Source organism: Pseudomonas sp. NPDC087346, from assembly GCF_044744235.1.
Taxonomy (GTDB): Bacteria; Pseudomonadota; Gammaproteobacteria; order Pseudomonadales; family Pseudomonadaceae; genus Aquipseudomonas.
Window position 1 is genome coordinate 45,480 of the sequence record NZ_JBIUXX010000028.1, and the last position, 12,989, is coordinate 58,468.

Here is a 12,989-nt window from a genome sequence, read left to right on the forward strand (position 1 = left end):
ACGCCTTTATATATAAGGCGTTGCGCAGTGCCTAACGACTAATACCCAAGATATAGAAGGGCAAAAAAAAGCCTTGAAAATCAAGGCTGGTTTTTTTGCGGGGAAGAGAAGGCAGTGCAGAAAAACTTAAGTGATATATACACAATTTACAGCCCTGCTAAATCCCTGTGGCGAGGGAGCTTGCTCCCGCTGGGTTGCGAAGCGACCCCAAAAACCGGTAGTCGCGGTAAGTTTGCCAAACTGTGTGCTCAGGTTTTACGACTGCTGCGCAGCCGAGCGGGAGCAAGCTCCCTCGCCACAGGGGTAACAGGTGGCAATCACGCAATTGGCTGCCACTGCCCGACCATATGCTCCAGATCCCCGGCACCGATCAATCGCAATTCACCTCTCGACCCCGGCGCACTCGCCAGCAACGTCACCTCACTCGGCAACCGCACCGGTTTGCGGAATTGCACAAAGATTTCAAGATTGGCTTTAGGCAGATGCTCGCCCAGCGCCGCGAGCGTGCGCGCCTTGTTCCACAACCCGTGGGCGATGGCCGTGGGGAAGCCAAACAGCTTGGCGCTGGCCGCGCTCAAGTGAATCGGGTTGTAGTCCCCGGCAACCTTGGCGTATTGCCGGCCAATATCTGCCGGGGCTTTCCAATGCGCCACTTCGCTCAGCGATAGCGACGGTTCCCAGGTTTGCTCGACCGGCTCGCCGTCGAGTTTGACCCCGCGACAGAGCATCTGGCTCTCTGCTTCCCACAACGGCCCGAGCTGATCATCCAGCGTGGTCAGCAGATCGAACGTCGCGCCTTTCGGATGCGGTTGCAGGTTGTGCACGCGGACGCTGACCTGCGCCCGCGTGATCCCGCCCAGTGGTCGCAACACACGAATGCGATTGCTCAGATGAATCAGCCCCAGCAGCGGAAACGGAAACTCCTTCGCCGTGAGCAACTGCATCTGCAAGGCAAACGCCAGAACGTGTGGATAAGTCGGTGGCAGCAGACCGTCATCGGCGAACCCGCAGACTTTGCGATAGTTCGCCAGACGTTTGCCGTCGATATCGACCCAGCAGCGCAAACCGCTGTCGGGCAGGGTGGTGCCGGTGATCTTGCGGCGCGTGGCGGCCCGGACATACAAGCCGGGCAGACTCGGTTCGCGATCCAGCGTGTGCCATTCGATGCTCATGCCTAGGCCCCCAGAACACTTTGTCCACAGACCCGCAGCGCCTGCCCGGTGAACGCGCCAGTGCCCGGTTGCGCCAGCCAGGCGACGGCTTCGGCGACATCTTGCGGCAGGCCGCCCTGGCCCAGCGAACTCATGCGTCGCCCGGCTTCACGCAGGGCAAACGGAATGTGCGCGGTCATCTGCGTTTCGATGAATCCCGGCGCAACCGCATTGATGCTGATGCCACGCTCCAGCAACGTCGGCGCCCACGCCTGCGCCAGACCGATCAATCCGGCCTTGCTCGCGGCGTAGTTGGTTTGCCCACGATTACCGGCAATGCCGCTGATCGAGGCGAGCAAAATCACCCGCGCGTTGTCATGCAGCGTGCCGCTGTCGAGCAGCGCTTTGGTCAGCACTTGCGGCGCATTGAGATTGACCGCCAGCACCGCATCCCAGAATTCCGGGGTCATGTTGGCGAGTGTTTTGTCGCGGGTGATCCCGGCGTTGTGCACCAGAATGTCGAGGCCATCCGGCAACTGTTCGATCAGTTGCGCACCCGCGTCTTCGGCGCAGATATCAAGGATGATGCTGCGTCCGCCGAGGCGTGCGGCGAGGGCTTCCAGATCAGTTTTGGCTGGAGGCACGTCGAGCAGAATCACCTCGGCACCATCGCGGGCCAGGGTTTCGGCGATGGAGGCGCCGATCCCGCGTGCCGCGCCTGTCACCAGCGCCTTGCGTCCGGCCAGCGGCCGCGTCCAGTCGGTCACCGGGGTTTCGCACGACGTCAGGCGAATCACTTGTCCGGAGACGAATGCGCTTTTCGGCGAAAGGAAAAACCGCAGCGGGCCTTCGAGTTGATCCTCGGCGCCGTCGCCGACATAAATCAATTGCAGGGTGCCGCCGCTGCGCAGTTCCTTGGCCAGCGAGCGCGAGAACCCTTCAAGCGCCCGTTGTGCGCTGGCGGCGAACGGTTCTGTAAGGGTTTCCGGCGCGCGGCCAAGAATCACCAGATGCGCACTGGATTCAAGGTTTTTCATCAGTGGCTGGAAGAATTCACGCAGTTGCTTGAGCTGATCGGTGTGTTGCAGATCACTCGCGTCGAACACCACGGCTTTGAGTTTCGGACCGTGGCCGGGAATCCATTCGGTGGCGGCTGCCGGTTGCTCGCCGTAGCGGTAAATCGCATCGGTCAGCCGATTGGCGAAGGTCGCGACGTGTTGCGCCAGCGCCCCGCCGCCGATCAGCAGCGCACCTTCCACCGGCCGCAGGCGCCCGGCCTGCCAGCGTTCCAGGCGAACCGGCGACGGCAGGCCCAATGCCCCGACCAGACGATGGCCGATGGACGAGTTGGCGAAGTCGATATAGCGGTCTGACATGGAACGCTCTCCAGAAGATGGGGTTCAAAGTGTGGACTACCAACGGCAATCAATCGTTCGATCCACGCAATAAGGCCTACGCTTGATCAGCAGAGTAGTTTGCCTCTGGGATTTAGCAGGTCTTTGGGCTGAATGTATTACCTGTGGGAGCTGGCTTGCCAGCGATGGCGGAGTGTCAGCCACTGAAAATTCTGGATGTGCTGGCCCTATCGCTGGCAAGCCAGCTCCCACAGGTTTTTGGGTGAATTTCGATTATTTGAAAAGGAGCTTTTCATGAGTCAGCTGCGCCGCGTCGCGATCATCGGCGGTAACCGAATCCCTTTCGCCCGCTCCAACGGGCCGTACGCCACCGCCAGCAATCAGGTGATGCTCACCGCCGCCCTCGAAGGCCTGATCGAACGCTACAACCTGCACGGCCTGCGCATTGGCGAAGTGGTGGCGGGTGCGGTACTTAAATTGTCACGGGATATGAACCTAACCCGCGAATGTGTGCTCGGCTCGCGACTGTCACCGGCCACACCGGCTTATGACATCCAGCAGGCCTGCGGCACCGGTCTGGAAGCCGCGCTGCTGGTGGCCAATAAAATCGCCCTCGGCCAGATCGATTGCGGCATTGCCGGTGGTGTTGATACCACCTCCGATGCGCCGATCAGCGTCAGCGAAGGCCTGCGCAAGATTCTCCTGCAAGCCAACCGCGCCAAGACCACCGGCGACAAACTGAAAACTTTCCTGCAACTGCGCCCCAAACACCTGATCCCGGAGTTTCCGCGCAACGGCGAACCCCGTACCGGGCTGTCGATGGGCCAACACTGCGAACTGATGGCGCAAACCTGGAACATCCCCCGCGAAGCCCAGGATCAACTGGCACTCGAAAGCCACCAGAAACTCGCCGCTTCCTACAGCGAAGGCTGGCACAACGACCTGATGACACCGTTCCTCGGCCTGACCCGCGACAACAATTTGCGCCCCGACCTGACCCTGGAAAAACTCGCGACGCTGAAACCGGCCTTCGAGAAAAGCGCCAAGGGCACGCTGACCGCCGGCAACTCCACACCGCTGACCGATGGCGCCTCGGTGGTGCTGCTCGGCAGCGAAGAATGGGCGAAAGAACGCGGCTTGCCGATCCTCGCTTATCTGCGTGACGGCGAAGCGGCGGCGGTGGATTTCGTCAATGGCGCCGAAGGTCTGTTGATGGCCCCGGTGTACGCCGTGCCACGCTTGCTGGCACGCAACGGCCTGACGTTGCAGGACTTCGATTACTACGAAATCCACGAAGCGTTCGCGGCCCAGGTGCTGTGCACGTTGAAAGCCTGGGAAGACCCCGAATACTGCAAAACCCGACTGGGACTTGATGCGCCGTTGGGCTCGATTGATCGCAGCCGTCTCAATGTGAAGGGCAGTTCGTTGGCGGCGGGTCATCCTTTTGCGGCGACGGGGGGGCGAATTGTCGCCAACATGGCGAAGTTGCTGGACGCGGCGGGGAAGGGGCGAGGATTGATCTCGATCTGTGCAGCGGGGGGGCAGGGTGTCACCGCCATCATCGAACGCTGAACGAAATTTCGCCGGGAATGCATCGGCATGTCAGATCCTGTCGCAAATGCCCTCCAATCCAGTTGCCAACAATTGGCACTGGCTCGGCTATGATTCGCAGCGATCCGGCAGCGTTCAATGGCGTCGATTAATCCGGCATAGTGTGTGCATCCACAGGTTCACAGGTCGGCAACCCCTCCCCGTGACGCGAGGATTGCCGTATAACGAGTGACATTCGCGTGTTTGGTAATAAAGGACCCACAATAAAAGCTGATGAAGACTCCAAAACGCATTGAACCCCTGATCGAGGACGGTCTGGTCGACGAGGTGCTGCGCCCACTCATGAGTGGTAAAGAAGCAGCTGTTTATGTGGTGCGCTGTGGCAACGAGTTACGTTGCGCGAAGGTTTACAAGGAGGCGAATAAACGCAGTTTCCGCCAGGCGGCCGAGTATCAGGAAGGTCGCAAGGTCCGTAACAGCCGACAGGCGCGGGCGATGGCCAAGGGCTCCAAATTCGGTCGCAAAGAGACCGAAGATGCCTGGCAAAACGCCGAAGTGGCTGCGCTGTTCCGTCTGGCCGGTGCCGGGGTGCGAGTGCCCAAGCCGTACGACTTCCTTGAAGGCGTGCTGCTGATGGAACTGGTGGCCGACGAATACGGCGATGCCGCACCGCGTCTGAACGACGTGGTGCTGGAACCGGATCAGGCCCGTGAATATCACGCGTTCCTGATTTCGCAGATCGTGCTGATGTTGTGTACCGGTCTGGTGCACGGTGACCTTTCCGAGTTCAACGTGCTGCTGACACCGACCGGCCCGGTCATCATCGACTTGCCTCAGGCGGTTGATGCGGCGGGCAACAACCATGCGTTCAGCATGCTTGAGCGTGACGTCGGCAACATGGCTCTGTACTTCGGCCGCTTTGCGCCGGAGTTGAAGAAGACCAAGTACGCGAAGGAAATGTGGGCGCTGTACGAAGCCGGCACCTTGCACCCGGCCAGCGTGCTGACCGGTGAGTTCGATGATCCGGAAGAGCTGGCGGACGTTGGCGGGATTCTGCGCGAGATCGAAGCAGCGCGTCTCGACGAAGAGCGCAAGCAGGCGATCCGTGCGGCTGACGACGAGCCCAACGGCAAGTCGGAAGAACCGCCTCCACCACCGTGGATGCAGTGATCGACTAACAGAAACCCGGCTTCGGCCGGGTTTTTCGTGCCCGCCCCCCATTTTCAAATACACCGAATATTCCCTTGTAGGAGCTGCCGAAGGCTGCGATCTTTTGATCCTGTTTTGAAAGGCAAGATCAAAAGATCGCAGCCTCCGGCAGCTCCTACAAGGATCGTATGTGAGTCACTCGCGCAATGCCCATCTGATCATCACCGCCCGACTGATCTCCGATTTCGGCGCCTTCCTCAACATGGTTGCGCTGGCCACCTACGTCTATCTGCTGAGCAACAGCGCCATGAGCGTCGGGATCTTTCTCGCCAGTCGTGTCGGCGGGGGGATTTTCGCCAGTCTGATCGGCACCCGGTTCTACCGGCGCTGGAGCGGGCGTTTGCCGTTGGTTGCGTTCGATCTATTGCGCGCCGGGGTGCTCGGTCTGTTGCTGATCGTGCCGCCCAGCCAGCAGGCGCTGATTTTGCCGCTGATTGCTTTCGGCCTGGGTTTCGGCAATTCGATGTTTGCCATCGGCCTCAACAGTCAGTTGCCAAGGCTGATCGAGCCCGACCAATTGCTGAAAACCAACGCGTGGATCACCTCGGCGTCATCGGCGGCGATGGTCGGCGGCAGTCTGGTTTCGGGGTTGCTGGTGGCGGGATTTGGTTTCGAAACGGTGTTTGCCCTGAATGCGCTGACCTATCTGCTGGCAGCCATGCTGATCCTGCCACTGCGCTTCAAGGCACCTGAAGCGAAGGCCGGGTCGGATACTGAAAGCGGCGAATGGTCGGCCTTGGTTCAAGGCCTGCGCAGTGCGCCAGTGGTGGCCGCGATGCTCGCGGTGTCGATGGCCGACACACTGGGCAGTGCCGCGCACAACGTCGGTTTCCCGATTATCTCGAAACTGCTGACACCGGACTCCGCGAGTACCACCCTCGGCCTGATGCTGGCGGTGTGGGCCAGCGGCAAACTGCTCGGCGCAAGGATCGCCAGTCGCATGAGTGGCTCGGAAAACATCAATCTGGAGCGGCGTTTTTTCTACGGCGTGATGCTGATGTCCTGCGGCTTCATCCTGATGTTTCAGCAGCACAGCCTCTACGGACTGCTGTTGTTTTCATTGCCGGCGGGCTTGGGCGACGGGTTTTCCGAAGTCGGTCTGATGTCGCGCTTGCAGCGTGAGCCCGAGCACTTGCGCCTGCCGATCTTCAGTTTTCTGACCCTGCTGCAAATGACCGGATTCGGCGTTGGCATGCTGATCGCCGCGCCGTTTTACGCGTGGTGGGCGCCGGGTGCCGTGGTATTGCTGTTCCACGGCATTCCGCTGGCGACCCTGCTGACGGTGAAAGTATTGGCTATCAGGCGCGGGCGGGTTGTGCGCAGCAGCCCGACGCCAGCTCCTTGAGAATCGGGCAGTCGGGGCGATGGTCGCCCTGACAATGTTCGACCAGATCCTGCAAGGTGTCGCGCAACTGCCCAAGTTCGCGGATCTTCTGATTCAGATCGTCGATGTGCTGACGGGCCAGGGCCTTCACATCGGCGCTGGCTCGCTGGCGATCCTGCCAGAGCGTCAGCAGCTTGCCGACTTCCTCCAGCGAAAAGCCCAGATCCCGTGAACGCTTGATGAACGCCAGCGTGTGCAGATCATCATCGCCATAGACCCGATAACCGCTGTCGGTGCGATGCGCGGCCTTGAGTAGACCGATCGACTCGTAATAACGAATCATCTTTGCGCTGAGGCCACTTTGGCGGGCTGCTTGGCCGATGTTCATCGATGCTCCTCCAGATCCTTGGGTTTCCAGGTTTTCAACAGTAGCGCATTGCTCACCACGCTGACGCTCGACAGCGCCATCGCCGCGCCCGCCAACACCGGGTTGAGGAAACCGAATGCCGCCAGTGGAATGCCGATCAGGTTATAGACGAAGGCCCAGAACAGGTTTTGGCGGATCTTCGCGTAGGTCTTGCGACTGATCTCCAGTGCCGCTGGCACCAGCCGTGGATCGCCGCGCATCAGCGTAATCCCTGCCGCGTGCATGGCGACGTCGGTGCCGCCGCCCATGGCGATGCCGATGTCGGCAGCGGCCAGCGCCGGAGCGTCGTTGATGCCGTCGCCGACCATTGCCACTACGCCGGTTTTTTTCAGTTCGGTGACGGTCGCAGCTTTGTCGGCGGGCAGCACTTCGGCGTGGACGCTGCTGATGCCCAAGGCTTCGGCGACCACTTTGGCGCTGCCGCGATTGTCACCGGTCAGCAGATGGCTGTGGATACCGCGTGCGGCAAGTTGTTGCACCGCTTGCAGCGCGCCGGGTTTGAGCGTGTCGCCGAAGGCGAACAGGCCGAGGACGCGCGGCTCGGGGCTTTGCTCGATCAGCCACGACAATGTCCGGCCTTCGGCCTCCCAAGCCTTGGCGGACTCGGCGAGAGTGCCGGTACTCAACGTGCTTTCATCGAGCATGCGCCGATTGCCCAGCGCCAAACGGCGGCCCTCTAACGTGCCGGCGATACCGCGTCCGGTCAGGGACTGGCTATCGATGACATCGGGGACTTGCAGATTGCGTTCGGCAGCCGCGTCCAGCACCGCTTTCGCCAGCGGGTGTTCGCTGCCGCGTTGCAGTGCGCCGGCCAGTTTCAGCAGGTTGTCTTCGTCGCCATCAAGGGCGGTGAAGTGGGCGATACGTGGGGTGCCGGAAGTCAGGGTGCCAGTCTTGTCGAAGACCACAGCGCTGACTTCATGCGCACGTTCCAGCGCTTCGGCATCCTTGATCAGAATCCCGTGACGTGCGGCGACGCCGGTGCCCGCCATGATAGCAGTCGGTGTGGCGAGGCCGAGGGCGCACGGGCACGCGATCACTAATACGGCGACGGCATTGATCAGTGCAGTTTCCAGCGGTGCGCCGTACAGCCACCAGCCAATCAGCGTGGCGAGGGCCAACACCAGCACGGTCGGCACGAAGACCTGGCTGACTTTATCCACCAGTTTTTGAATCGGTGCTTTCGCTGCCTGCGCGTCTTCTACCAGACGAATGATCCGCGCCAGCACGCTTTCCGCGCCGAGGGCGGTGGTGCTGACCAGCAACCGACCTTCGCCGTTGATCGCGCCGCCGGTTACTTTATCGCCGGGTTGTTTCGGCACCGGCAGGCTCTCGCCGCTGATCAGCGCTTCATCGGCGTGGCTTTGGCCTTCGAGGACTTCACCGTCCACCGGGAAGCGTTCGCCGGGTTTGACCAGTACCAGATCGCCCAGGCGCAAGGCACTGATGGCGACGTCTTGCTCGCGGCCTTCGATCACTTGAATCGCCCGCTCCGGGCGCAGGGCTTCGAGGGCGCGGATGGCGCTGGCTGTCTGGCGTTTGGCCCGGCTCTCCAGGTATTTGCCGAGCAGCACCAGAGCGATGACCACTGCCGAGGCTTCGAAATACAGGTGCGGCATACGCCCGGCAGCGGTCGCCCATTCGTACAGGCTCAAGCCATAACCGGCGCTGGTGCCGAGGGCGACCAGCAAATCCATGTTGCCAGCCCCCGCACGTACGGCTTTCCACGCGGCCACATAAAACCGCGCACCGAAGATGAATTGCACTGGCGTGGCGAGGGCGAATTGCGCCCAGGCCGGGAGCATCCAGTGAATGCCGAACGGTTGCAGCAACATCGGCAGCACCAACGGCAAGGCGAGGACGATGGCGCAGATCAGCGCCCAGCGTTCACGTTGCAGGCGTTGTTGCTGGTTGTCGGTTGGCGGGTTTTCGGCTTGCCAGACACTGGCTGAATAGCCGGCCTTGCTGACCGCGTCGGTCAGGGTTTGTGGATCGACCTGACCGAGCAATTCGAGGTGCGCGCGTTCATTGGCGAGATTGACGCTGACGCTTTTCACCCCCGGAACTTTATTCAGCGCTCGCTCGACGCGACCGACGCAAGAGGCGCAGGTCATGCCTTCGATGCTCAACTCGACAGTTTGCTGCGGCACGCTGTAACCGGCGCGCTCGACGGCTTCCATCAACGCCGGCAAGCTGTCGCCGGGCGCCTCGACGCGGGCCTGCTCGGTGGCCAGATTGACACTGACGGCACGGGTGCCGCTGACTTTGCTCAAGGCGCGCTCGACCCGCCCGGCGCAACTGGCGCAGGTCATGCCGGCAATCGGCAGATCGAAAGTGATGGAATCGGACATCGGTCTTACTCCCTGTAGAAGATACCTACAGGATCAACCTTGCCATGCGGGCAAGGTCAAGCGCCAATCCGCAACGTGTCGCAGGGCAAAAAAAATGTGGGAGCCAGCCTGCTGGCGATAGCGGTGAGTCATTCAGCATTGATGCTGACTGACACATCCCATCGCTAGCAGGCTAGCTCCCACAGTTCTGGCTATGTTCAGTATTCGAGGGCGGCGGGTCTCAGGTACAAGCCTTTTGTAGACAAGGCAATCCGGTACTTCACCACGTCGCCGGCCTTGAGCGAGATTTCCTGTGCCGGCGGTGCCAGCATCCCCGGCTCGCAACCCTTGACCTGACCGGGTTCAAGTTTCAGACGCACGGAAACTGTGCCGTGGGGCAGGTTGAACGCGGTGGTCTGCTCTTGCAGCAGGCGCCCGACAAACTGGTCCTGGATGTACACGCCGATTTCGCAGGAGGTCGCCACTTCGAGGCGCTCGCGCGAGATGATCAGAACGGCGTAATCCTCGCCGGTCGCGTTGGCCTGAGGCAGGACGGCAAAGAGGCTGAGGAAGCCAAACAGGCTGATAGCTGACCAGCGCATGGCTGAATCTCCTGAGTTCGAGTCATTGATGCACGCAGCTTGGCCGAGCGCGACGCCGAATGCCAGCCCGGCAGTTTCTTTCATAACTTGACCTTGCCATCGTGGCAAGCTCCAGAGTGTTGGCAACCTCACTCAAAGGAGTCATTCCATGCAAGTGTTCAACGTTCAAGGCATGTCCTGCGGTCACTGCGTCAAAGCCATCACCAACGCCGTGCAGGCGAAAGACCCCGCCGCCAGCGTGCGGGTCGATCTGGCGGCGAAAGAGGTTGGCGTCGAAAGTGCGCTGAGCGCTGATCAAGTGATTGAGGCAATCAGCGAAGAAGGCTACGCCGTCAAACTCGCCTGATCACCTCGGAACATGCTGATTTTTTAATAGTTAGCGACCTATCGGAATGTTCAAGGCGTCCCGGCGCGGCTAGACTGTTGGGCTGCCGACTCACGCCACTCCTGGATGCCTGATGAACTTCCGTACCATTCTGATTCTCGGTGCCTTGACCGCTTTCGGTCCCTTGGCGATCGACTTTTATCTGCCAGCGTTTCCGGCCATGGCGCTGGCGTTCGGCACCGACGAGAAACACGTGCAGATGACTCTGGCCGCGTATTTCCTCGGTCTGTCGATCGGGCAACTGGCTTACGGCCCGGTAGCGGATCGCTTCGGACGGCGGATTCCGTTGCTCGTTGGTCTGGCGTTGTTCACCCTCGCGTCATTGGCCTGCGCCTATGCGCCTAATCTGGAATGGCTGATCGGCGCACGCTTCGTGCAGGCCTTGGGCGGTTGTGCTGGGATGGTGATTTCCCGGGCAGTGGTCAGTGACAAATGCGACGCGGTGGGTTCGGCCAAAGTCTTTTCGCAACTGATGCTGGTGATGGGCCTGGCACCGATTCTGGCGCCGATGCTCGGCGGTCTGCTGGTCAACACCACGGGCTGGCAGTCGATCTTTCTGGTTTTGACCGGGTTCAGTGCCCTGGCCGGTCTGGCGGTGGCGCTCGGCTTGCCGGAAAGTATGCCGGCGCATATGCCGCGCCAGCCATTGTCGGGGGCTTTGCGCCAGTACGGACGGTTGCTGGCTGATCCGGTCTATCTGGGCCATGCCCTGACCGGTGGCATCGCTATCGCCGGGATGTTTGCCTACATCGCCGGTTCGCCGTTTATCTTCATCAAACTTTACGGTGTGCCGGCCGAGCATTTCGGCTGGCTGTTCGGCACCAACGCGGCGGGGTTCATTCTGGTGGCGCAGGTCAACGCGCGACTGTTGGCCAAGCGTGGTCCGGCGTTTCTGCTGGCGCGGGCGGTCTGGGTTTATCTGGGCGCCGGTCTGACATTGCTAGCCGTCAGCTCGCTGCACACCGAAGCATTGTGGCCGCTGCTGATTCCACTGTTCATCTGTGTCGCCAGCCTTGGTTGCATCAGCCCCAACGCCGCAGCCTGCGCGATGAACGGGCAACGAGGCCGGGCTGGCAGCGCTTCGGCGTTACTCGGTTGCATGCAGTTCAGCGTCGCCGCCGGTGCTTCGGCACTGGTTGGGGTATTGCACGACGGCACCGCCGTGCCGATGGCAATAGTCATCAGCCTGTGCGGTGTATTGGTGGTGAGCGCGGCGCTACTCACCCGGCGTCTGCAAAATGCCCGGGCATTGGCACAAGCTCAAGCCGAGGCGTAAGCCTCAGCCGGCAGCGCGTTGCTGGCTGCGGTCGGGGATCTGATGGGGCGCGCAAAGTCGCGCTTCGAGGGTGCGGGTGAAAGCCAGAGCCTCGGCTTCACTGCGGAACGTCACGGCGTGTTGATCGAGTCGAACTTGCCACTGAGACTTTGCCACTTCTTTTATCAGGATCTTCATTGCTGACCTCCCTAACGTAAAAGATGTATCGCAGAGGTTTCGATTGTAGACCCGAATACGATCGCAATTGTGACAACGGTCAAGCATCTGACTGACGGCAAAAAGCTCCCAGTCAGCGCCAATCCTTGCGGGAGCTGGCGCTGGCTGGGACCGTCAGATCCTTAGAAACTTTCTAATACAATTTTCCCCTTGGCTTTGCCGCTTTCCAGCAATTCATGCGCCCGACGCAGGTTGGCTGCATTGATTTTGCCGAAGTGCTCGCCGACCGTGGTCTTCAAGGTTCCCGCATCAATCAGCTCGGCCACCCGGTTGAGCAGTTTGTGTTGCTCGATCATGTCCGGGGTTTCGAACAGCGAGCGGGTGTACATGAACTCCCAGTGCAGCGACAGGCTCTTGCGCTTGAGCTTGCTCACATCGAGCGCCTTCGGATCGTCGATCAACGCCAGTTTGCCCTGCGGTGCCAATGCTTCGACCAGTTGATCAAGGTGCTGATCGGTCTGAGTCAGGCTGGCGACATGGGTCACGCTCTCGATGCCGGCGCGTTTCAGTTCTTCGCTCAACGGCTGGCTGTGATCGATCACCAGATCGGCGCCGAGTTCAGTGACCCAGTCGCGGGTTTGAGTGCGGGAAGCGGTGCCGATCACCTTGAGCCCGGTCAACTGGCTGGCCAATTGAGTGAGGATCGAACCGACCCCACCGGCAGCGCCGACGATCAGCAGGCTCTGGCGCTCATCGGTTTTGCCTTCGCGCACTTGCAGGCGCTCGAACAGCAATTCCCACGCGGTAATCGCGGTCAGCGGCAGGGCGGCGGCTTCGGCGAAACCCAGGGACTTGGGCATATGGCCGACGATGCGTTCATCGACCACGTGCAGTTCACTGTTGCCGCCAGCGCGGGCAATCGAGCCTGCATAGAAAACCTTGTCGCCAGCCTTGAACAACGTCACTTCGCTGCCGACAGCCTTGACCACACCGGCCACATCCCAGCCCAGCACTTTGGCGGCGCCATTTTCAGGCGCTACGTTCTGCCGCACTTTGGTGTCGACCGGGTTGACCGAAATCGCTTTGACCTCGACCAGCAGATCGCGCGGGCCGGCGACCGGCTCCGGCAGTTCGATGTCTTGCAGGGACTTTTCGTCGTTGATCGGCAGGGATGCGTAATAGGCGATGGCTTTCATGTGTTGCTCCGAAAAAATTGGCGTAGC

General features: G+C 60.9%; 12 protein-coding genes. 5 read left to right on the forward strand and 7 right to left on the reverse strand.

Annotated features, from left to right (window positions below; translation table 11 throughout):
- Positions 1–317: 317 nt before the first annotated feature.
- Both ACIOZM_RS17685 and ACIOZM_RS17690 read right to left on the reverse strand, forming a co-directional pair.
- Positions 318–1,172 carry a MaoC/PaaZ C-terminal domain-containing protein gene (locus tag ACIOZM_RS17685; RefSeq protein WP_401216092.1) on the reverse strand — a complete coding sequence of 285 codons (855 nt, stop codon included), beginning with the start codon at positions 1,170–1,172 and terminating at the stop codon, positions 318–320.
- A 2-nt stretch (positions 1,173–1,174) separates the two neighbouring features.
- Positions 1,175–2,527 (reverse strand): 3-oxoacyl-ACP reductase, encoded by a 1,353-nt coding sequence (locus ACIOZM_RS17690; RefSeq protein ID WP_401216093.1) that lies wholly within the window; start codon positions 2,525–2,527, stop codon positions 1,175–1,177.
- A 273-nt stretch (positions 2,528–2,800) separates the two neighbouring features.
- On the opposite strand from ACIOZM_RS17690, the gene ACIOZM_RS17695 reads away from it, so the two are divergent.
- The 3 genes from ACIOZM_RS17695 (at position 2,801) to ACIOZM_RS17705 (ending at position 6,611) form a co-directional block, all read left to right on the forward strand.
- A complete protein-coding gene (locus ACIOZM_RS17695) occupies positions 2,801–4,078 on the forward strand; it encodes an acetyl-CoA C-acetyltransferase (RefSeq protein ID WP_401216094.1) in 1,278 nt (425 codons plus the stop codon).
- Positions 4,079–4,330: 252 nt separating this feature from the next.
- Positions 4,331–5,227 carry a PA4780 family RIO1-like protein kinase gene (locus tag ACIOZM_RS17700; protein ID WP_401216095.1) on the forward strand — a complete coding sequence of 299 codons (897 nt, stop codon included), beginning with the start codon at positions 4,331–4,333 and terminating at the stop codon, positions 5,225–5,227.
- A gap of 169 nt (positions 5,228–5,396) precedes the next feature.
- On the forward strand, positions 5,397–6,611 hold the full coding sequence (locus tag ACIOZM_RS17705) for an MFS transporter (protein ID WP_401216096.1): 1,215 nt from the start codon (positions 5,397–5,399) through the stop codon (positions 6,609–6,611).
- Here ACIOZM_RS17705 and cueR read toward each other — a convergent pair.
- From cueR to ACIOZM_RS17720, 3 genes are all read right to left on the reverse strand, one after another.
- Positions 6,565–6,978, reverse strand: coding sequence for a Cu(I)-responsive transcriptional regulator (gene cueR / locus ACIOZM_RS17710; protein ID WP_401216097.1), 414 nt, complete (start codon positions 6,976–6,978; stop codon positions 6,565–6,567). The two genes, ACIOZM_RS17705 and cueR, sit on opposite strands and share 47 nt — an antisense overlap.
- On the reverse strand, positions 6,975–9,368 hold the full coding sequence (locus ACIOZM_RS17715; RefSeq protein WP_401216098.1) for a heavy metal translocating P-type ATPase: 2,394 nt from the start codon (positions 9,366–9,368) through the stop codon (positions 6,975–6,977). The genes cueR and ACIOZM_RS17715 overlap by 4 nt, the downstream gene beginning before the upstream one ends.
- A gap of 197 nt (positions 9,369–9,565) precedes the next feature.
- Positions 9,566–9,949, reverse strand: coding sequence for a hypothetical protein (locus ACIOZM_RS17720; RefSeq protein ID WP_401216099.1), 384 nt, complete (start codon positions 9,947–9,949; stop codon positions 9,566–9,568).
- Between the two features lie 148 nt (positions 9,950–10,097).
- On the opposite strand from ACIOZM_RS17720, the gene ACIOZM_RS17725 reads away from it, so the two are divergent.
- Together ACIOZM_RS17725 and ACIOZM_RS17730 are read left to right on the forward strand one after the other, a co-directional pair.
- Positions 10,098–10,295 carry a cation transporter gene (locus tag ACIOZM_RS17725; RefSeq protein WP_401216100.1) on the forward strand — a complete coding sequence of 66 codons (198 nt, stop codon included), beginning with the start codon at positions 10,098–10,100 and terminating at the stop codon, positions 10,293–10,295.
- 112 nt (positions 10,296–10,407) lie between these two features.
- Positions 10,408–11,610, forward strand: coding sequence for a multidrug effflux MFS transporter (locus ACIOZM_RS17730; RefSeq protein WP_401216101.1), 1,203 nt, complete (start codon positions 10,408–10,410; stop codon positions 11,608–11,610).
- 3 nt (positions 11,611–11,613) lie between these two features.
- Here ACIOZM_RS17730 and ACIOZM_RS17735 read toward each other — a convergent pair whose 3' ends face one another.
- Both ACIOZM_RS17735 and ACIOZM_RS17740 read right to left on the reverse strand, forming a co-directional pair.
- The gene (locus ACIOZM_RS17735) at positions 11,614–11,787 is read right to left on the reverse strand and encodes a hypothetical protein (RefSeq protein WP_007914687.1); all 174 of its coding nucleotides are present in this window, start codon (positions 11,785–11,787) and stop codon (positions 11,614–11,616) included.
- A gap of 161 nt (positions 11,788–11,948) precedes the next feature.
- Positions 11,949–12,962: a zinc-binding alcohol dehydrogenase family protein gene (locus ACIOZM_RS17740; RefSeq protein WP_401216102.1), complete on the reverse strand. Its 1,014-nt coding sequence runs from the start codon at positions 12,960–12,962 to the stop codon at positions 11,949–11,951.
- Between the last annotated feature and the right edge of the window lie 27 nt (positions 12,963–12,989).